Here is an 18,000-nt window from a genome sequence, read left to right on the forward strand (position 1 = left end):
GAATCTGGTATTACATTAATATTAATCGAATCAGCATAAATAATTAATGATGTACCGGCATATTTATATCTTAAAACTGTTATAGTATGTGATCCAGCAGATAGGCCACTAATATTATAGTCCGAAAAAAGGTAGTTAGCATAGCCAGAAGGTCTATCAGAAGCACTTGTTGTTGTTCCCCTTGAATTTTGTGATGTTACTTGGTCATGGTCTACATAAATGATCTCATTTGAAAGTGTATTATCTTGAGATTCTCGAAAACGGATACATGCACTAGTGCCATAGATGGTAGATGTAGTATTGTTTTGTTTTGAATACCAATATGGAGTTTAATTATAAGAATAAGCGGTAATATATTATATATTACCTTGGTTGGTTGAATGAGTCAGTGGATCTATTGCAGCTGCTTTCGCTATTGAACTTTGAAAAATTGTAAAAGCTAAAAAGAATAAAATAAATATAGAAGAGTTGATGAATATTTTTTTTTTGTGATTTAAACATTGTAAATTCCCCCTTTTATAATATATATTACAACTATTGAAACAAAATGTAAACAAATGGAATAAAAGATATAAAGTCAATCCATATAAAGGATAGATGAATTGACATATATCGCAGACATTCAAATATTTAATATCATTAAATATTTGGTACTGGTTGTTTCTGTGTTCACGGAAGGATAAAGGCCTGGGAGATATTATAATTGATTTCAATATTAGTATTATGCGAGTTTTTTGTATTGTATTAATCGTAAGTGGAATCATTGGCTTAAAACTGATAACAATAAAGTAGCAAGTTATGCTAGCTATATACTAATCAAATCAAGTTTTAGTTATAAGGATATTTACATTGGTATTACTTGATAATTAGCAGTATTTTTAAGGTCCCAAATATATAAGAATATTTTCATTAACCTTAGGGAATACAATTATTGAGGAAGGTGAATATAATGGAATCTAAACTAGAAAAGGAAAAAAAAGATGATAAAAAATGCAGAAATCCTAAACATCCAGAGAAAATTACAACAAATACAAAAATGGATATACCTTTAAGTGGAACCCAAAATAAACAGAGCTGAAAAGCTCTTTTTTTATCAATACAAAACAATGAATTAGTTGATGATTGTCTTGGGAATATTGTAAATCTAGCAGCAGGACATAGTAACGTATTCCTCAGAAACTGACACAAGTAATGAATATTTAAAGGAACTGAAAGATATATTTGATTACAATTATGAAAAAGTTATGGGAAATAGATATTAATGACTTTCACAATTTTTTCATAGGTCTTGTAGGAAGAGGTCTTGCATACTCTATCTGAAGAAAATATCAATCTAATAGCATAACATTCTAAATAATATAAAAAAACATCTGAGTCCTTATCAAAAGCAACCTATAGTTGCCAAAATGTTATGTTCAATTGGTAGCAATATAGTTGTTTTATTAGTAAACTTATTTAGGGGTGATTAAAAATGAGTTTTCCGGAACAATTGCAGATTCTTAGAAAAGGAAAAGGATTATCGCAAGAGAAATTAGCTGAAATGCTTGGTATATCAAGGCAAGCAGTTGCAAAGTGGGAAGTTGGTCATTCATACCCCGACATTGCAAGACTAATAGCATTAAGTGATTTCTTTAAAGTAAGTATAGATAAACTAGTTAATGATTATGAAGAAAATTGTCGTTTATGTATAGAAGAGAAAAAAGTTGATTCTATACATGAAAAAACAGTAGAATTTTTACGTAATGCCAAAAGAGCTACATATGCAGGAGAGGGCGGTGAAATTGAATCTTCAAGACCTAATTCACATGATTTTGAGTATACAGAAGGAAATTTAAAGTATATTGATACCTATTTAGGAAGAGAGCAATTTGGAGGAGAAGAAGCTTTATGGGAAGATGACATTCCATTTTGGTCAATGAATTATACAGGCAGAATTATTGGTGAAGGCTTTTCAGCAAAATTTTTAAAAGAAGCATTAAATTTAGTATCAGAAGAAAATCCATATCGTGGACCTATGGTATATCAAGATGGACAATATAAATATCATTGCATTGTTAATGGAGAGTTTAAGTGGTTTCAAGGATATGAGGAAATTTATTTTGATGATACGAAGGTGTATGAGTGCTTTTTTCATGGTGGAATTATTAAATAATAGATTAATCGGATGTTGTTTTTAGTTAAATTAATCTTAATATAGGAGAATGTATAATGAGTTTATGTAGAAATGATAAATGCTGGTGTGGAAGTGGAATAAAATATAAGAATTGCCATTTGGACTTTGATAAAAAGTTAGAAAACTTGAAGAATCAAGGCTGCATAGTTCCAACAAGAAATCTTATTAAAAACAAAGATCAAATTGAAGGAATCAGAAAAAGTGCTAAAATTAATAATGGCCTTTTAGATTTAATTAGTGAAAATATTAAAGAAGGAATGACTACAGAAGAAATTAATAAACTAGCTCATGAATATACAATATATCATGGTGGAATTCCGGCCACTCTCAATTATGATGGATTTCCCAAAAGTATTTGTACATCTATTAATGATGAAGTGTGTCATGGAATACCAAGCCAAGATAGAGTACTTAAAAATGGTGATATTATAAATGTTGATGCAACGACCATACTTAATGGATATTATTCAGATGCGTCAAGAATGTTTATGATTGGAGAAGTAAGTAATGAAGCTAGAAAGATAGTAGAAATAACTAAGGAATGTTTAAATAAAGGAATGGAAGCAGTAAAACCTTGGAGCTTTTTAGGTGACATAGGCGCTGCTATACAAGATTATGCAGAAAGTAATGGCTACTCGGTAGTTAGGGATTTTGGAGGACATGGGGTTGGAATAGATATTCATGAGGATCCATTTGTTTTTCATTTTGGAACTAAAGGAACAGATATGATTTTAGCACCAGGAATGGTATTTACGATTGAACCAATGATAAATGGTGGAAGTCATGAAATATTTATAGATGAGGATAATGGATGGACAGCATTTACTGCTGATGGATCGCTTTCAGCACAGTGGGAGCATACAATTCTTGTAACCGAAGATGGAATTGAAATAATATCGAAATAATAACAATTCATCAAAATGAATTCAGATAATCAGACAGATGTTAAAACTAAGCAGGACATTGAGGCTCAAGATGTACCACAAGTTCAAACTTCAGAACGAAAAGCTATACAAGATAACATAGGAAACCTACCAATGAAAGGGAAATGATATTATGAAGTTATATGATTTAACAAAAAACTATGATTTTCACGACAGTTCTGTTGAAGATTTACAATATGATAAGATTAATAAAAAACTAGTTATCGATATTGAATTATGCAATTGGAGACAAAAAGGATATAAGAAAGATAAACCAGAAGTTGTTTTATGTAAATTAGTGTTTAGTGAAGTTGAAAAATATACAATTAAACCAGATTGTGAAGAATTTGGAGATGATGAAATACTTAATGTTGTAGTTAATTCTGGTGAAGATATATTGCATATGGTATTGTTAACTAGCAAACAGGAAGTAAAAGATATTGAAATTTGGGCAAATGACATTGAAATGCTTGATGCAACAATATAAGAATTGAATTGTTTGTTTACATATTGACATTATTAATCTTTGTAGTAAAATATTAGTATAAAATAATGTTAGGATGTGAAGATATGTCGAATGTTCTTTTCTTAAATGTTCCTGCTTATGGTCATGTTAATCCCACGCTAGGGCTTGTAGATGCACTAGTGAAACAAGGGGAAAGTGTAACTTATTTTTGCACTGATGAATTCAAGAATGAAATTGAAAAAACCGGTGCTCATTTTATAAGCTACAGTAAAGAGACAAACCCATTGACAAAAAGACGAAAGATTACATCTGAAATGAAGATTGGTGATTTTTTAGACCAGAGATGTGAGATACTTAATTCAAGTGATGCTATTATAAAAGATATTTTGGATAAGATTAAAGATTTAGAATTTGATTATATCATTTATGGAGCAATGTTCCCATATGGAAATATGATTGCTCAAATATTGGAAATACCGTCTATTTCATCATTCGCAGTATTTGCTACTCCAAAGGAACTTATGGCTCAAAACAAAGGATTTATGGATATAAGTTTATTAAAAGATCATCCAATTAATGATATTTACAAAGAGGTTTCAAAGCAATTAAAACAAAGTTACAATGTGGAATTACCTAGTAACATGCTTGAATTGTTTTTCAATAAAGGTGATATTAATATTGCTTATACTTCTAAATATTTTGTTTCACATCCAGAATATTATGATAATAGTTTTATATTTATTGGTCCACCAATATATAATAGAGAAGAAGACTTGAATTTTCCATTTGAAAAGTTACAAGGAAAGAAAGTTATATATATTTCATTAGGTACGGTTTTTAACAATACTAATAGTGAGCTTTATGATATATTCTTTAGAAGCTTTGCTAACACCGAGGCAATTGTAGTTATGGCTGCGTATAATGTAGATTTATCTGGATTTGATGTACCAAAGAATTTCATTGTTAGGAATTATGTTCCTCAATCAGAAATTCTAAAATATACCGATGTTGCAATAACTCATGCGGGAATGAACAGTACAAGTGATTTATTATATAATAATGTACCTTTTGTAGCAATACCTATAAGTGCAGATCAACCATATATGGCGGGAAGAGCATCAGAGCTTGGAGCAACTATTGCTCTTGATAAAGACAAGCTGACTCCAGAAATTTTAAAAAATTCTGTTAATGAAGTTTTAACTAATCCAAGCTATCTTGAAAATATAAAAAAGATAAGTAGTTCTTTTAAACAGACGGGTGGTTATAAAAGGGCAGTTGAAGAGATTTTTAATCTAAAAAAAGGAAAACATATTCTTGCTTAATAACATAAATTATATATATAAGTTGAATATGGTGTACGTAATAATAAATAAATAACTGTTTGGCACGTCATTTGATAGAATAGATATGAATAATAAAAAAAATATAGTGAGAGTTAAGCTCATTAGGTTTTATTCTGCTATAAAAAATAGCAATTAGTACAATAAAAACACTAAATTAATAACTTAGTGTTTTTCATATTTGTATCAATCTCAAGTGAATCTTTTAGAAATTATTCAGAAGGTTGTTTAACTAGCTTATTTAATTTAATTTAATTTTTTTAGTACCAAATGTAATATCTCCTTTTACAGTTGCATATTCTCCATTAACTGATTCAACTGCGACGTCATAACTCATACCATATTTACCTTTAAGGTATACTCTATCACCTTTTTCTATAACCACTTCAATCACTCCTTGAATATTAAAATTTTATATAATATACTTGTGGCTTATTAATTATTATATAAGACCTCTGCCAGAGTATATAAATTTAAAATATATTTTTGCAAAAAAGATTGTACATTTAGATATGTATTTTGAAAAAAATACGACGTAACTTGTAAAAGTTAAAATACGAGCAATGTTCTTTGAAAATTGAATAATGCGGGCTAAAAAGCAAAATAATATCTAATTTATACAAAAATGATATTTTACTACAATGTTGATATGATATAATTACCATTAGTTAAGTCATACTATTAAAAAAGGCGAAGCAAAGATTATTTATATGTAGACAAATAGTAAAGTTGTATGCGGGATTAAACCAGAGATTATTCAAAATTTGTGTAAAGGAGATGAGAATAGTTGAACGGTCAAATGTATCAGATTTGTTGCATTACTGCAGCAGCAAAAAAAGCGTTAAAAGAGAAATCAGCACTAACGTATACTCCGCTCAAATATGAGAAAAAAATTGAATTTCAGTTTCTGCCGGAAAAGAAACTGTTTAGTACAAAAAAATATAAAGCGGAAAATGTACCGGCATGGTATGATTATTGCTTAAAAAAACGGATACAAGATATAAAGTTCCTTGCACCTGCCGCAGTTAAGGATCGCAATATTCTCGGCTTTTCTAGCACAAGACAAAGTTCTGTTGTATGCTTTTATAAAGGTGGCGAAGTTGCTTACTTCTCTGCACAATGGGAATTTGATTCCGCTCAAAAAATGTGGGATATTCTTTATACAGAACAGGAGTGGAAAGATGCTCCTTCGGTAAAACCACAGTTTAAAAATAATACTGAGAGTTTCAAATCCGTATTATCCGAAATAAAAGAATTGGCACGAAAGATTGATTGTAATAATTTTGCCATGGTATTTCAAAAGGCTCTTGATATACTGTTGGGTTCTTCTGACTATACAGATACTGCATATTATATACCACGCCCAGAAATTCCAGAAGAAAACCTACACCTTTTTGAAGCGGCTAGTACTGCCGATGTTTTTGGTGCAATGGGTTCTTGGAATGACAGTCCTCCTTATATGGCACATGAAAAAGGGATGGATAAAGAATACGAGTTTCTGTCGAGTGAATTACTGAAACAGGTTAGGCTTGCAACTTTATATGCCATTAATGAATGGTAAGATTATGAGCATAATCATAAATTGATAAATTTCAATTTATGGAGTTTAATAAATATAATTTTAGATTCGGTTATTTCGCATTTTTCTTATAAAACGTCACAACTATAAAAACTGAACAATTATTTAAAACACCGCATTATTCATAAATGGATTTTGGGGTGTTTTTACGTAGCAATACAAATAAAAGGTGAAACTCTAAAAAATAAATCCTGTAGTTTCACCCATCCAAATAGGTATTTTAATCGCAAAAATAGATTGCATTAATAGTATACCGTCTATTATTAGTTTTATGCATAAAAAGGAAAGCCCATTTGGCGAGCTTTTCTTAGGTGAGATAGAATATCTTAAATATCAGTACTATTGAATTATTTTGAACTAGCAAACGCAATATATGCAACAAAGTATTTTATAAATTGTAAAAATATGATATTATTGTAATATAAAGATTGCATATTTGGAGATGTTTATCGTGGAAAATAATAAAAAATATGAGAAGGATATAAAAGAACTTTGTGAGCGTATGATTTATTTATTAGATAAATTTAAGCAAAGAGGCTTAATAGATGACAAAGAATACGATAGCCTTACGTATCAAAAGAAAAGATTTTTGGATAGTAGATTTAATAAATAAAAATGATAAAATAAAATCAATTGTTAATATAATTAAGGTTATCATCATAGAAACAATATTTATACAATGATATACAATTATGCAATATATTACATTAAGAAAATTATAATTTGGGATTAAATTTGATTTACCTAAACTCCAAAGGCATTATTTTACTATAAAATATAGTAATTAATACAATAATAATGTTATAATTATAATAAAATATACGAAAATTAGATATAATATGACAAAAAATACAAAATGGAGATGACTGGTATGAATAATTTGGAAGTATTGAATTCATATTTAAATAATTTTAAGGATTTAAATCCACTGGATTCTGTTGTTATGATAGTAGACAATGAAGGTATAATAGTGAACTTTATTGATGCAGAGAGTTTTAAGTTAAATGCTAAGATAGGTACTAAATTACCACAAGGAAGTGCGGTAGCCGAATGTTTATCCACTGGTAAGGTAATTCATAAAACTCTTACTAATGAGGTTTATGGTGTTCCTGTAAAAGCAATTGGCACACCAATTTATGAAGATAATAAAATTATAGGAGCAATTGGTAATGCCACAAGTCTGAAATCTCAAGAAACTTTACTGAATGTTATTCAAAACATTGCGGCAACATCTGAGGAAATTACAGCAACTACAGAAGAAGTTGCTGCATCTTCAACAATGTTAGCAAAAGATTTAGAAAGCCTAAAATCAAAGGTTAAAGATGTAATGGATGAGATTAATAAAACAGATGAGGTATTGAAATTTATAAACAGCATAGCTTCAAATTCTAATCTATTAGGTATCAATGCTGCAATTGAAGCAGCTAGGGCAGGAGAAGCAGGAAGAGGATTCTCAGTAGTAGCATCAGAAATAAGGAAAATGTCAACTAATAGTTCTGATTCTGTAAAAAGCATAAAGGGAATACTTGAAAACATCCAGGAAAAATCATTAATTATGGACAAGACTATTCTTGAGGCAGCTAGCCTTGGAAATAGTCAATCAACAGCTATAAATGATATAGCGAAAGCTATCGAAGATCTTGCAACATCGGCAGTAAACTTGGATAGTATAGCTAAAATAATATAGAGTAGTTCTAGGTTTAGTAAAATTACCACAATTTAGCCATCATATTATTTTTTACCAAGCTATGTTCAATATGTACGTTGATGGTTATTTAACACTTTTTTTATAAATATATTCACGATTTGTGGGTCAAATTGGGTGCCTTTGTTTTTAATAAGTTCGTTAACAACTGTATTTTTATCCAAAGGCTTCCTATATGATCTTTCGCTGGTCATAGCATCATATGAATCCGCAATAGCGATAATTCTTGACAGTAGGGGGATCTTTTCTCCTTTCAATTTTTGAGGATAACCCAATCCATCAAATCTCTCATGGTGTGCCAGGACATAATCTGCTATTTCTAACATTTCATTTGATGAACTTAATATTCTGTAACCTATGTCGGGATGTCTTCTTATCTCGTCCCATTCTTTATCTGTAAGTTTTCCTGGCTTATTAAGAATACTTTCTTCAATAGCGATTTTACCAATATCATGGAGGAGACCAACAACTTTCAATTTATTAATTTCTATTTTAGGTAATTCCATTGCTAAACCTATCTGCTGGCAAAGTTCACTAACTCGCTTTGAATGTCGTCCTTCCCTGGGATTTTTTTCATAGAGAGTATTTAAAATTGTATTTATTATATTCCCTCTCATGCTGTCACTTTCAATAACTTTATTTTTATACATATAATCTTCTGCATTCTTTAATACTTTTAATATATCGTCATTAATATTTTCCTTTGCATCACATCCGAAAGAAATTGAAACATCAATAGAATCAATCTGTATGTTAGAACATATATTCTTAATCCTTTGTACAATTGATTCTGCTTCACATTTTTCAGTTTTAGGAAGCAAAATAGTAAATTCATCTCCACCCCACCTGGCTGAAATATCATTTTTTCTACAAGTATTTTTAATTGTTAATGCTGCTTTTTTTAAAAGTTTGTCACCTTCACTATGCCCAAAGGCATCATTAGTAAGTTTTAATCCATTTACATTCCCCATAATAATGGCAATAGGAAGATTATTTTCTGTATCTAGCTTTTCCATTTCTTTTTCAAAAAATTTTCTATTATAAAGTCCTGTGAGCAAATCGTAATAACTCATGTAGTAAAGTTCATTTTGCCTTGTTTTTTCTTCAGTAAGATCTCTAAATACCAGTATCGTACCTTGAATATTACCATCATTATCCTTAATAGGTGAAGCACTGTTGGATATAGCTCTTTCTGTTCCATCTTTTGATATTAACAGCGTATGTTTAGGATCTATAGTTCGTCTGTTTTCTATCACTTTTCGTATTGGATCTTCGTATTTTAATCTGCTACCATGACTTATTATATTAAAAACGTCCTCTGTAGGTTTTCCTAGAGCTTCTTCTTGAGTCCATCCTGTTAAATTTTCAGCTACTTTATTTAATATTTTTATTTTACCGTTTACCCCCGAAGAGATTACACCATCACCGATTGAAGATATGGTTACATTTAATTGTTCTTTTTCTTCTTCCAGGGATTTCTCTAATAATTTCCTTTCAGTTATATCAATAAGTGCTCCTATAAAACTTTGTGTTTTTTTGTCTTCGCTAAATTCTACACAACCCGTTGATAGTATCCAATGTATACTTCCATCAGGTCTTACTATACGGTTTTCAATTCTGAAACTACTTTTTTCATCAATAGCCTTTTTTATATTATTTCTTAAAAATTCTTTATCATCAGGATGGGTTAACTCTATTCTTTTTTCACTTGTAGGCTCAAAACTTTTAGGCTCGTACCCAAATATTCTAAAAAGCTCATCAGACCATATAGTCTTACCTGTTTGCAAATTTATTTCATAGTTTCCTAAATGAGAGAGACTTTGAACCTTATTAAACCTTTCTACATCATTTATCAGTAATTTATTCATATGATTAATTTTAGCTTGCTGATCTTTTATTCTAGTGATAATTTTATATGTTATTAGTGAGATAATAATAAATACAAATAATCTCACAAGCTCTTCCAAATGGTGTCCAGAGTTATATTTAATGAAAAGCAGAAAATGTGTCGTAGTTATGAATACAGAATATTTAAAACCTTTCTTGCCAAACCAAAAGCATGACAATAAAATTGGTATATAAAATATATTTTGAAATATAGTATAAACCCCATTAGATTGGCAAATATAACTAACTGCATAAGCTATAATAGTGGTAATGACTATCATAAATAATTTAAAATGTTTTTTTTCTCTTTCGTTACACATCCATGAATCCCTCTTCCTTGTACATTATTGATTAAAGCTTATTTATTGTATGTAGGAAGTAATTTAATAAGATGTTAATTGTATTTTATCTTATTAATTACTATCAAACAAAATAAGTGTAAAGAATAGTTCTGTTTTTTTGTATATTGATTTTTATTCTCAAATTTCCCACAAACTACTTAATTGTATCAGAAATTTTTGACAATTAATATAGTAAAACGACAAAACTACTCTGTTGCAGCATTAGGGAGAAAAGGGAACATATTATTAATATTTATAGGATTTTTAGTTTTGCTCAGCACATTTACCTAATGTGAATAAAAAATTATATAGGTTTGCATGCCTAAGTTCATCAGTTATAATTTCTGTAAGCATATTAATATGGACTCTATTTTGGAGAGCAAATAGAATCATTCTGTATCTTTGTACAGCTCCTAGTTCTCCATTTAAAGCCTTTTTAATGCCATCACAGTATGATTTGGGTTTTTCAAAGTTAATATTTTGATTAGCAGGTAATGTTTTTCTTGTAATATCAGTATAAATCTTTCTAAACATTTTATTATGTTTCATTTCATCATCTCTAATGCTTCCAATTATATTTTTTGCTTCTTCACTGGTGGCAACATTTATTAAATAATCATAAAAAAGTTCGTCTTCTCTTTCACCTGCTACTGCTCCTTCAATAAGTTGTATTGCGTTTGTAAGGTTTTGGGGATAGGTATAAGGATCAATGTTTACTGTATTTTCTAATCTATACATATTAGGGGTATACGGTGAATTAAAACAAAAAGGACATACAGGATAGTGTTCCATTAATTCAGCCTCCAAAATTTAATTAGCTACAATGTAGTTTATTAAGTAATAACAAAAGATGTTACAGCAGTTAGGTAAGTAGTTTACTTTGTAAAGCAAATTGGTTTGTTTTAATTAAGATTAACACTTTTATAATAATACTTTTATAATAAAACTATTATAAATAGGGGATTTACAGGTGGTATAAGTTCCTAAAGAAGTACAAAACAAGTAAATATTCATAAATTATATACAGTAAAATATAATGCTATTTGTAAATATGGTGATTAATTGGAGAAAATGATATAATGATGAAAATATTTATTTAAATCCAAATGGCAATTTAATTCATAAAATCCTTACAAATTCCAGGAAATAAAGGTTATGTTTTAGGTAATAGTTGGCTTAGTGTCAAGGGAGTGAGGGAAATTAATGTACACAAATGGTTTTGCTAAAGTAAATGGAACACGTCTGTATTATGAAATGATAGGTGAAGGAGAAGTTTTAGTTTTGCTTCATAGTGGATTTACTGATTTAAGACAGTGGGATGACCAATTTAATTTTTTTGGAAAGTATTTTAAAGTTATTCGATATGATATAAGGGGATTTGGTAAATCTGATAGACCAAGTGAACCATTTTCACATTTTGAGGACTTAAAAGGATTATTTGATTATCTTGAGATAAAAAAGGCACATTTAGTTGGGGTGTCCATGGGGGGAGGTATTGCTATTGACTTTACTCTTCAATACTCTGAGCTAGTTAAATGCTTAGTATTAAGTGGTTCATCTCTAAATGGGTATAATCCAACTTATGATGAGGCAAGTAAACAAAGGTATTTAGCAGGGATATCTATAGCAAAGAGAGATGAAAAGTTTAATCAATCAGTTGAGTTTATGCTTGATAATCCTATGTGGAGACAACGTAATCCAAAGGCTCGTAAATGTTTAAAAAATATGTTTATAGATACATCATTAGAATGGGCATTAGAGGATATAGAGAAAACACTAAATCCACCTGCTTCAGAAAGACTTAGGGAAATAACTAAAAGAACATTGCTAATTATAGGTTCAGATGATTGCCAGCCTATCAAAGAAATTGTAAGATTATTGGAAACTGATATAAATATGGTGAGAAAAGTTGAAATAAATGGCACTGGACATTTACCTAATTTGGATAAACCAGATAAATTTAATGAAATTGTGTTGGAATTTTTAATGAATAGTAGAGAAGAAAAATAGGGTATAAATGCTTCATACTTTTATTGTAAAGCAACTGGAAGTTGTCATATCCTGACTTTGATAAGATAATTAGTCTAAGCAATTTATTTGGAATAAGTATTGATAAACTGATTAAAAATTATGATGATGAAAAGTGCGCATATGAGGTTACAAAGCAATTGGATTATATAAATGGAAAAGAAATAGATTTTTTGTGTCGTGCAAAAAAATCTACTTATGCAGGTAAAGGTGCAGAAGCTATTTCTTCCAGACCCAATTCACATGATATACAATATGCAGAAAATAATTTATTGTATATTGACACCTACTTAGGTGGAGAAAAATTTACTGGAGAAGAAGCAGTGTGGCGTGATAATTCACCGTATTGGTCAATGAATTACAGGGGACGTATTATTGAGGACGGTTTTTCAGGAGATTTCCTAAAAGAGTGCTTATTATTAGTGCCAAAAGAGTACCCTTATCGTGGTCCATTAGTATACCAAAAGGGTGATTATAAGTATCATTGTAAAGTAAATGGAGAATTTGAGTGGTTTAATGGTTATGAAGAAATATTCTATAATGATATTAAAGTCTATGAATGTATTTTTCATGGTGGTTGTATTAAATAATATAAAGGTAAGAATATGATAGTTGACTTTACAAGTCATTATTTTGTTGTTAACAAATGCAAAATTTCCCTACTGTTGTGGTATGAATTATTTACAGTCAAATATAATGTTATTTGTAAATATGGCGACTATTTGGAAAAAATGATATAATAATCAAAACATTTATTTAAATTATTTATAGGGTAGGAAGTGAATATATGCGTCGAATTTTATTAAGAAATACTCTAAACACACGCGATTTAGGTGGCTATCCAATAGATTGCGCAGGAGTAACAACATATAATGTATTTCTTCGTAGTGATGTGCCAATTCAAGTATCGGATGGTGATATAGAATTATTATTATCTAGCAATATAACAACAATAGTTGACCTCAGAAGTGATGATGAAGTTCAAAGCAAACCATGTGCGTTAGAAAATGATAAAAATTTTGAATACTATCATTGCAAAATGCATGGGGATGGATGTTTACCTGCAAGTGTTGAAGCTGTTTCAGATTCGTACTTTGAGATGGTAGATGAGCAAAAAACTGTACTTAATATCATGAGAGTATTTGTAAAAGCTAAAGGCGGTGTTTTCTATCATTGTACCGCTGGGAAAGATAGGACGGGGGTAATTTCAGCATTGCTACTCTTATTATCTGGTGTTTGTAAAACAGATATTTTAGATGATTATCAGATTTCACAAGCATATTTAGGTTCTATTATACAAAAATTTTGTAAAAAAAACAGGGACGTTGATGTGAATATCATAACTCCAAAAACAGAGTATATGGATAAATTTCTGTATATGTTTGAGCAAAAATATAACACAGTAGAAGAATATCTTTCTCAAATTGGTTTAAGTGATAGTGAAATATTACAATTAAAAACCAAATTAATAAACAGTAACGAATGTTAGTAATTAACTTGAATTTATAGGAGGTAAAATAAAATGCAAGATGTTACAGAAAAAGACTTTGAACTAATCGAAAGAGCATCTGAAACAATAAAAAAGAATTATGATAGCATAAAATACAATCATACAGTGGCGGTGGCAGTTAGATGTAAAAACGGAAAAATTTATACAGGAGTTAATGTACATTCCCTTCATGGTGCTTGCGCTGAAGTGATAGCCATTGGTTCAGCCATAACTCACGGTGAAAGGGACTTTGAATGTATAGTTGCGGTTAGAGGGGAAAGTGGTAAAGAAATACTGCCACCTTGCGGGAATTGTAGACAAATACTTTTGGACTATATGCCTGACTGTGAAGTGATTATTAATACAAAAAATCAATTAAAGAAGATTGGTGTGAGAGAGCTAGTACCATTTGCCTATTCCGTTGCAGATTAAAAAAATTAAATTGATGAAAGAGTAAGAAAGGAGATATGAGAAAATTAAAATTTGAAAGTGATTCATTTAATTTTGTGTATTCTTACAATTCAGTATTCCATATGACAAAAGAAGATGTTGCAATATCTATAAATGAAATGAGACGTGTATTAAAGCTAAATGGGCTAATGTTTGTAAACTTTCTTACAACAAAAGATTTCCGTTGTGGTAAAGGTGTAGTTGTTGGCGAAAACCAATATGAACAAATGGATGATGAAACCCCTGTAATACATTCATATTTTGAAGAATGTGAACCTGACAAATATTTTGAGAATATGAAAATATTATATAAATAAAGCAGAGTTTTAGAAAGAATATATGAAGGTAAAAAAATCAGACAGGGGTTCGTCGATTATATTGTGAAGAAAATATAAGGTTATGTACAGGTTCTGCTTTACTTGCTAAAACAGGAATATTAGTTAGAAAAAGATCAACAACAAATAAAAGAGCCTTTAATTGGGTTATAGAGCAATTTACTGTAGATATAGTAAAACCACTTACAACACAGCCATGGGGGAATCGTTCATTTTGCATATAAGGAGGCAAATATGATACAAGTTAAATTTTATGATAAAGTTAATGATAATTTATTGAAGTTTGCAGTAATATTGTCAAAATCCAATGGAAAATGGGTGTTCTGTAAACATAAGAACAGATATAGTTATGAATGTCCAGGAGGACATAGAGAAGCGGGAGAAGATATCGTAACAACAGCTAAAAGAGAGCTTTTTGAAGAAACTGGAGCGATTGAATATAATTTAAAGCCTTTATGTGCTTATTCAATATTAGGATATGATGAATTACCTAATACATGGACATATCCTGAAATACAACCTTTACTTTTAAGTAAATTTAAAGATGTTGTATAAGGAAAATCAGCTAATGGTTCTACAATTATTAGAGATTAAAAGAAGTTCCAACTGGAAGAAATATGACTATAAAACACTTAGATGGAACTATTGTTGAGTATGTAGAACTTTGGAAGTAAAATGAATATGCCATATGTTGTAAACTATAGGAGAAGATAACATGAGAGAATTTTTTTTGAATACACCAAGATTAGGATTTTCAGTATGGAGCGAAAAAGATATAGCTGATGCTTTAGAACTTTGGGGCAATCCAGAAGTAACAAAGTTTATTGCAAAAGATGGTAAAATGTCAACAGAACAGGTACATCAACGATTAAAGAGTGAAATAGAAACTTATAATAACGAGGATATTCAATATTGGCCAATTTATTTTATGGAAACTAATGAGAATGTAGGATGTTGTGGTTTGAGACAATATGATTCTCTAAACAATATTTTTGAAATAGGAATACATTTAAAAAAGAAATATTGGGGAAGAGGATTTGCTCAAGAATCGTGTTCTGCAGTCATAGAATATGCCTTTAAAACTCTTAGAGTTAATGCACTTTTTGCAGGACACAATCCTAAAAATATGGCATCTGCTCAATTAATTGAAAAACTTGGGTTTAAATATACTCATGATGAATTCTATATGCCAACAGGGCTATATCATCCTTCTTACTTGATGACAAAGCAACATTATAGATTAAAGCAATCTGAACAAATATAATTATAAACGATATTATATTGAACATTTTTATTAGATTATGTAACAACGGTTGATAATTAGGTAGTTATGAGTATTTATATAGCAGGAGGTATGATAGATAATGAATTATAATGAACAAGTAATAGGGTTATGGAGTGATATTGATAAACAAAATTGGAATGATATACATAGATATTTTGATAATGATGCTGTAATAAACTGGAACAATACAAATGAAAGATTTAATGAAGAATGTGAAACAGACAAATATTTTGAGAACATGAAAATATTATATAAAGAAATTAGAGTTTTAGAAAGAATATATGACGGTGAAAAAATCAGACAGGGGTTCGTTGATTATATTGTGAAGACAATATAAAAATGGGGTGTTTTAATGTATGGCTAGTATTAAAGACGAATTTATAAATCAAATTGAATCACATGGGTTTAAAGTTGGAATAATTTCTATTAAGCACCTAGAAGAAATAAAATCAGATATGGATGCTACCCAAAAAAAATATAACGATGTTAATACTTATATAGGCAAATATTTAAATGAATTTGATTATAATCCTATGGAAAACTTTCCAGAAGCAAAGTCAATTATTGTTATAGCAGTTCCCCAACCTATGAATAGAATATATTTTACAGTTGGAGGGAAAAGGAGAGCTGTAATTATGCCTCCTATGTATTTGCTTAATTCTAGCATAGAACTGGAAGAAAAACATAAAAAAATAAGTGAAGTAACTTCAATTATTGAGAGTATTCTTTTATATAATAACTTAAAAGCAAAAAAGATTAATCTTCCATGTAAACTTATAGCATCAAGAAGTGGTATTGGTCAATATGGAAAAAACAATATATGTTATATAAATAACGAAAGTAGCTTTTATTGGATGGGTGTATATATATCAGATATTCCATGTGAAAATGATTCTTGGCAGAAATCTAATATTATGGATGCATGCAGAGACTGTGATTTATGTATGGCAAATTGTCCCACTGGATCTATAACAAAGGATAGATTTGTTATTCATGCAAGTAAGTGCATTACATTGCAGAATGAAAGTGAAAAAGATTTTCCTAAATGGTTAAACCAAAAATGGAATAATTCTATAATAGGATGTATGAGATGTCAAATTATTTGTCCTGTAAATAGAAATAGCATTAAGGATTTAGAAGATTTGGCTGAATTCAATGAGCAGGAAACAAAAATGATATTATCAAAGACACCGTTACACAAATTACCAGCTATAACATATAGAAAATTGGAACTAATTAATTTTATAGAATATTATGAGTTACTTGCTCGTAATTTAAGTGTTTTAATAAGTTAAATTGTACATTGAATTTCTATTTTAGTTAATGAAGAACTTCTTAAAGATGGTGGTCATAATAATGTTAGAGGAGTTATGGGGAATGGAATTGATGGAAGCTATAAAACAGAGAAGGACAGTTAGGGATTTTTCTAAAGAAAAAGTTCCTGATGAAATTATTGAAAAAGCCTTAGAAGCAGGACTTAAAGCTCCAAGTTACAATCACCTCAGACAATGGGACTTTATTTTAGTAAAAGAACAAAGTATACGACTTGATTTAACTCAAACAGAAGAAATGATAGAAAAATTAACTGATGAATTAAAGCAAAATTTTGAGAATCAGGATATGCTTGCTAAAACCATGTATTTGGACGCAATACCAAAACAGAAAAAATGATATTAACTGCACCTGAGTTATTAGTTGTGGTATATAAACCCAAAACACAAGTAAGTGAAAGTCAAAGAGTGTATGACTTAAATTGTTTAGCCTCGGTGTGGTGCTGTATAGAGAATATTTTGCTCAGTTTATCTGAAAATGGGGTTTTTGGAGTTACGTTTATTCCCAAAAACACATCAGCAATAAAGAAAATTCTAAATATTCCACAGGAACTTGAAGTGGCAACAATTATACCATTTGGATATAAGGATTCTAATTCTAAAATCATTCTTCAAAATGAAGTACAATTAAAATCAAGATTACATATGAATAAATGGAGGTAAAATTG

At 29.6% G+C, this 18,000-nt stretch carries 23 protein-coding genes and 1 pseudogene; 21 read left to right on the forward strand and 3 right to left on the reverse strand.

The window, feature by feature from the left end; genetic code table 11:
* The first annotated feature begins 949 nt into the window (after nt 1-949).
* The 6 genes from BR66_RS26570 to BR66_RS0100150 all read left to right on the forward strand — a co-directional run bounded on the left by BR66_RS26570 (nt 950) and on the right by BR66_RS0100150 (nt 4,884).
* Complete coding sequence (locus BR66_RS26570; protein ID WP_278246791.1) at nt 950-1,078, forward strand: hypothetical protein; 129 nt, start codon at nt 950-952, stop codon at nt 1,076-1,078.
* Nucleotides 1,079-1,471: 393 nt separating this feature from the next.
* A complete protein-coding gene (locus BR66_RS0100130; RefSeq protein WP_026881096.1) occupies nt 1,472-2,152 on the forward strand; it encodes a DUF5680 domain-containing protein in 681 nt (226 codons plus the stop codon).
* 56 nt (nt 2,153-2,208) lie between these two features.
* Nucleotides 2,209-3,078 (forward strand): methionyl aminopeptidase, encoded by an 870-nt coding sequence (locus BR66_RS0100135; RefSeq protein ID WP_026881097.1) that lies wholly within the window; start codon nt 2,209-2,211, stop codon nt 3,076-3,078.
* 15 nt (nt 3,079-3,093) lie between these two features.
* Nucleotides 3,094-3,225, forward strand: coding sequence for a hypothetical protein (locus BR66_RS26575; protein ID WP_278246792.1), 132 nt, complete (start codon nt 3,094-3,096; stop codon nt 3,223-3,225).
* Nucleotides 3,226-3,229: 4 nt separating this feature from the next.
* Nucleotides 3,230-3,583 (forward strand): hypothetical protein, encoded by a 354-nt coding sequence (locus BR66_RS24625; RefSeq protein WP_026881098.1) that lies wholly within the window; start codon nt 3,230-3,232, stop codon nt 3,581-3,583.
* Nucleotides 3,584-3,666: 83 nt separating this feature from the next.
* Entirely contained in the window at nt 3,667-4,884 is a 1,218-nt protein-coding gene (locus tag BR66_RS0100150; protein ID WP_026881099.1) for a macrolide family glycosyltransferase, read from the forward strand.
* Nucleotides 4,885-5,143: 259 nt separating this feature from the next.
* Here the strand turns inward: BR66_RS0100150 and BR66_RS25445 are convergent, their stop codons facing one another.
* Complete coding sequence (locus BR66_RS25445) at nt 5,144-5,287, reverse strand: hypothetical protein (RefSeq protein ID WP_156946195.1); 144 nt, start codon at nt 5,285-5,287, stop codon at nt 5,144-5,146.
* 402 nt (nt 5,288-5,689) lie between these two features.
* On the opposite strand from BR66_RS25445, the gene BR66_RS26305 reads away from it, so the two are divergent.
* From BR66_RS26305 to BR66_RS22695, 3 genes are all read left to right on the forward strand, one after another.
* Entirely contained in the window at nt 5,690-6,463 is a 774-nt protein-coding gene (locus tag BR66_RS26305; protein ID WP_026881100.1) for a hypothetical protein, read from the forward strand.
* Nucleotides 6,464-6,932: 469 nt separating this feature from the next.
* Nucleotides 6,933-7,094 (forward strand): hypothetical protein, encoded by a 162-nt coding sequence (locus tag BR66_RS25450; protein ID WP_156946196.1) that lies wholly within the window; start codon nt 6,933-6,935, stop codon nt 7,092-7,094.
* A 258-nt stretch (nt 7,095-7,352) separates the two neighbouring features.
* Nucleotides 7,353-8,168, forward strand: coding sequence for a methyl-accepting chemotaxis protein (locus tag BR66_RS22695; protein ID WP_051624028.1), 816 nt, complete (start codon nt 7,353-7,355; stop codon nt 8,166-8,168).
* A gap of 65 nt (nt 8,169-8,233) precedes the next feature.
* Here the strand turns inward: BR66_RS22695 and BR66_RS22700 are convergent, their stop codons facing one another.
* Nucleotides 8,234-10,393, reverse strand: coding sequence for an HD domain-containing phosphohydrolase (locus BR66_RS22700; RefSeq protein WP_051624029.1), 2,160 nt, complete (start codon nt 10,391-10,393; stop codon nt 8,234-8,236).
* Nucleotides 10,394-10,678: 285 nt separating this feature from the next.
* Nucleotides 10,679-11,206 carry a ferritin family protein gene (locus BR66_RS0100180; protein WP_026881101.1) on the reverse strand — a complete coding sequence of 176 codons (528 nt, stop codon included), beginning with the start codon at nt 11,204-11,206 and terminating at the stop codon, nt 10,679-10,681.
* Nucleotides 11,207-11,617: 411 nt separating this feature from the next.
* Here BR66_RS0100180 and BR66_RS26195 point away from each other — a divergent pair, with 411 nt between their 5' ends.
* The 12 genes and pseudogenes from BR66_RS26195 to BR66_RS0100235 all read left to right on the forward strand — a co-directional run bounded on the left by BR66_RS26195 (nt 11,618) and on the right by BR66_RS0100235 (nt 17,995).
* Complete coding sequence (locus BR66_RS26195; RefSeq protein ID WP_026881102.1) at nt 11,618-12,424, forward strand: alpha/beta fold hydrolase; 807 nt, start codon at nt 11,618-11,620, stop codon at nt 12,422-12,424.
* A gap of 41 nt (nt 12,425-12,465) precedes the next feature.
* The gene (locus tag BR66_RS26200; RefSeq protein WP_051624030.1) at nt 12,466-13,032 is read left to right on the forward strand and encodes a DUF5680 domain-containing protein; all 567 of its coding nucleotides are present in this window, start codon (nt 12,466-12,468) and stop codon (nt 13,030-13,032) included.
* A 197-nt stretch (nt 13,033-13,229) separates the two neighbouring features.
* Complete coding sequence (locus BR66_RS0100195; protein WP_035795091.1) at nt 13,230-13,931, forward strand: tyrosine-protein phosphatase; 702 nt, start codon at nt 13,230-13,232, stop codon at nt 13,929-13,931.
* Between the two features lie 33 nt (nt 13,932-13,964).
* A complete protein-coding gene (locus BR66_RS0100200; RefSeq protein ID WP_026881104.1) occupies nt 13,965-14,363 on the forward strand; it encodes a cytidine/deoxycytidylate deaminase family protein in 399 nt (132 codons plus the stop codon).
* A 35-nt stretch (nt 14,364-14,398) separates the two neighbouring features.
* Nucleotides 14,399-14,698 carry a class I SAM-dependent methyltransferase gene (locus BR66_RS22710; protein ID WP_242841081.1) on the forward strand — a complete coding sequence of 100 codons (300 nt, stop codon included), beginning with the start codon at nt 14,399-14,401 and terminating at the stop codon, nt 14,696-14,698.
* A gap of 74 nt (nt 14,699-14,772) precedes the next feature.
* Nucleotides 14,773-14,874: pseudogene (locus tag BR66_RS26310) on the forward strand (DJ-1/PfpI family protein); the annotation flags it as partial.
* 76 nt (nt 14,875-14,950) lie between these two features.
* Nucleotides 14,951-15,271 (forward strand): NUDIX hydrolase, encoded by a 321-nt coding sequence (locus BR66_RS0100210; protein WP_026881105.1) that lies wholly within the window; start codon nt 14,951-14,953, stop codon nt 15,269-15,271.
* A gap of 160 nt (nt 15,272-15,431) precedes the next feature.
* Nucleotides 15,432-15,980 carry a GNAT family N-acetyltransferase gene (locus BR66_RS0100215; protein ID WP_026881106.1) on the forward strand — a complete coding sequence of 183 codons (549 nt, stop codon included), beginning with the start codon at nt 15,432-15,434 and terminating at the stop codon, nt 15,978-15,980.
* A gap of 100 nt (nt 15,981-16,080) precedes the next feature.
* Nucleotides 16,081-16,338, forward strand: coding sequence for a hypothetical protein (locus BR66_RS26320; RefSeq protein ID WP_026881107.1), 258 nt, complete (start codon nt 16,081-16,083; stop codon nt 16,336-16,338).
* 19 nt (nt 16,339-16,357) lie between these two features.
* Entirely contained in the window at nt 16,358-17,296 is a 939-nt protein-coding gene (locus BR66_RS0100225) for a 4Fe-4S double cluster binding domain-containing protein (protein WP_026881108.1), read from the forward strand.
* A gap of 61 nt (nt 17,297-17,357) precedes the next feature.
* The gene (locus BR66_RS0100230) at nt 17,358-17,672 is read left to right on the forward strand and encodes a nitroreductase family protein (RefSeq protein WP_026881109.1); all 315 of its coding nucleotides are present in this window, start codon (nt 17,358-17,360) and stop codon (nt 17,670-17,672) included.
* Nucleotides 17,669-17,995, forward strand: a complete 327-nt coding sequence (locus BR66_RS0100235; RefSeq protein ID WP_026881110.1) for a nitroreductase family protein — start codon at nt 17,669-17,671, stop codon at nt 17,993-17,995. Before BR66_RS0100230 ends, BR66_RS0100235 begins: the two co-directional genes overlap by 4 nt.
* Nucleotides 17,996-18,000: the final 5 nt, after the last annotated feature.

This window comes from Clostridium akagii DSM 12554, assembly GCF_000686725.1.
Classification (GTDB): Bacteria; Bacillota; Clostridia; order Clostridiales; family Clostridiaceae; genus Clostridium_I; species Clostridium_I akagii.

Excerpts from the sequence above, each read along its gene's own strand:
- BR66_RS26570 (WP_278246791.1), top strand. The coding sequence starts at position 950 with ATGGAATCTAAACTAGAAAAGGAAAAAAAAGATGATAAAAAATGCAGA.
- BR66_RS0100130 (WP_026881096.1), top strand. The coding sequence starts at position 1,472 with ATGAGTTTTCCGGAACAATTGCAGATTCTTAGAAAAGGAAAAGGATTA.
- BR66_RS0100135 (WP_026881097.1), top strand. The coding sequence starts at position 2,209 with ATGAGTTTATGTAGAAATGATAAATGCTGGTGTGGAAGTGGAATAAAA.
- BR66_RS26575 (WP_278246792.1), top strand. The coding sequence starts at position 3,094 with ATGAATTCAGATAATCAGACAGATGTTAAAACTAAGCAGGACATTGAG.
- BR66_RS24625 (WP_026881098.1), top strand. The coding sequence starts at position 3,230 with ATGAAGTTATATGATTTAACAAAAAACTATGATTTTCACGACAGTTCT.
- BR66_RS0100150 (WP_026881099.1), top strand. The coding sequence starts at position 3,667 with ATGTCGAATGTTCTTTTCTTAAATGTTCCTGCTTATGGTCATGTTAAT.
- BR66_RS22695 (WP_051624028.1), top strand. The coding sequence starts at position 7,353 with ATGAATAATTTGGAAGTATTGAATTCATATTTAAATAATTTTAAGGAT.
- BR66_RS22700 (WP_051624029.1), bottom strand. The coding sequence starts at position 10,393 with ATGTGTAACGAAAGAGAAAAAAAACATTTTAAATTATTTATGATAGTC.
- BR66_RS0100180 (WP_026881101.1), bottom strand. The coding sequence starts at position 11,206 with ATGGAACACTATCCTGTATGTCCTTTTTGTTTTAATTCACCGTATACC.
- BR66_RS26195 (WP_026881102.1), top strand. The coding sequence starts at position 11,618 with ATGTACACAAATGGTTTTGCTAAAGTAAATGGAACACGTCTGTATTAT.
- BR66_RS0100195 (WP_035795091.1), top strand. The coding sequence starts at position 13,230 with ATGCGTCGAATTTTATTAAGAAATACTCTAAACACACGCGATTTAGGT.
- BR66_RS0100200 (WP_026881104.1), top strand. The coding sequence starts at position 13,965 with ATGCAAGATGTTACAGAAAAAGACTTTGAACTAATCGAAAGAGCATCT.
- BR66_RS22710 (WP_242841081.1), top strand. The coding sequence starts at position 14,399 with ATGAGAAAATTAAAATTTGAAAGTGATTCATTTAATTTTGTGTATTCT.
- BR66_RS0100210 (WP_026881105.1), top strand. The coding sequence starts at position 14,951 with ATGATACAAGTTAAATTTTATGATAAAGTTAATGATAATTTATTGAAG.
- BR66_RS0100215 (WP_026881106.1), top strand. The coding sequence starts at position 15,432 with ATGAGAGAATTTTTTTTGAATACACCAAGATTAGGATTTTCAGTATGG.
- BR66_RS26320 (WP_026881107.1), top strand. The coding sequence starts at position 16,081 with ATGAATTATAATGAACAAGTAATAGGGTTATGGAGTGATATTGATAAA.
- BR66_RS0100225 (WP_026881108.1), top strand. The coding sequence starts at position 16,358 with ATGGCTAGTATTAAAGACGAATTTATAAATCAAATTGAATCACATGGG.
- BR66_RS0100230 (WP_026881109.1), top strand. The coding sequence starts at position 17,358 with ATGTTAGAGGAGTTATGGGGAATGGAATTGATGGAAGCTATAAAACAG.
- BR66_RS0100235 (WP_026881110.1), top strand. The coding sequence starts at position 17,669 with ATGATATTAACTGCACCTGAGTTATTAGTTGTGGTATATAAACCCAAA.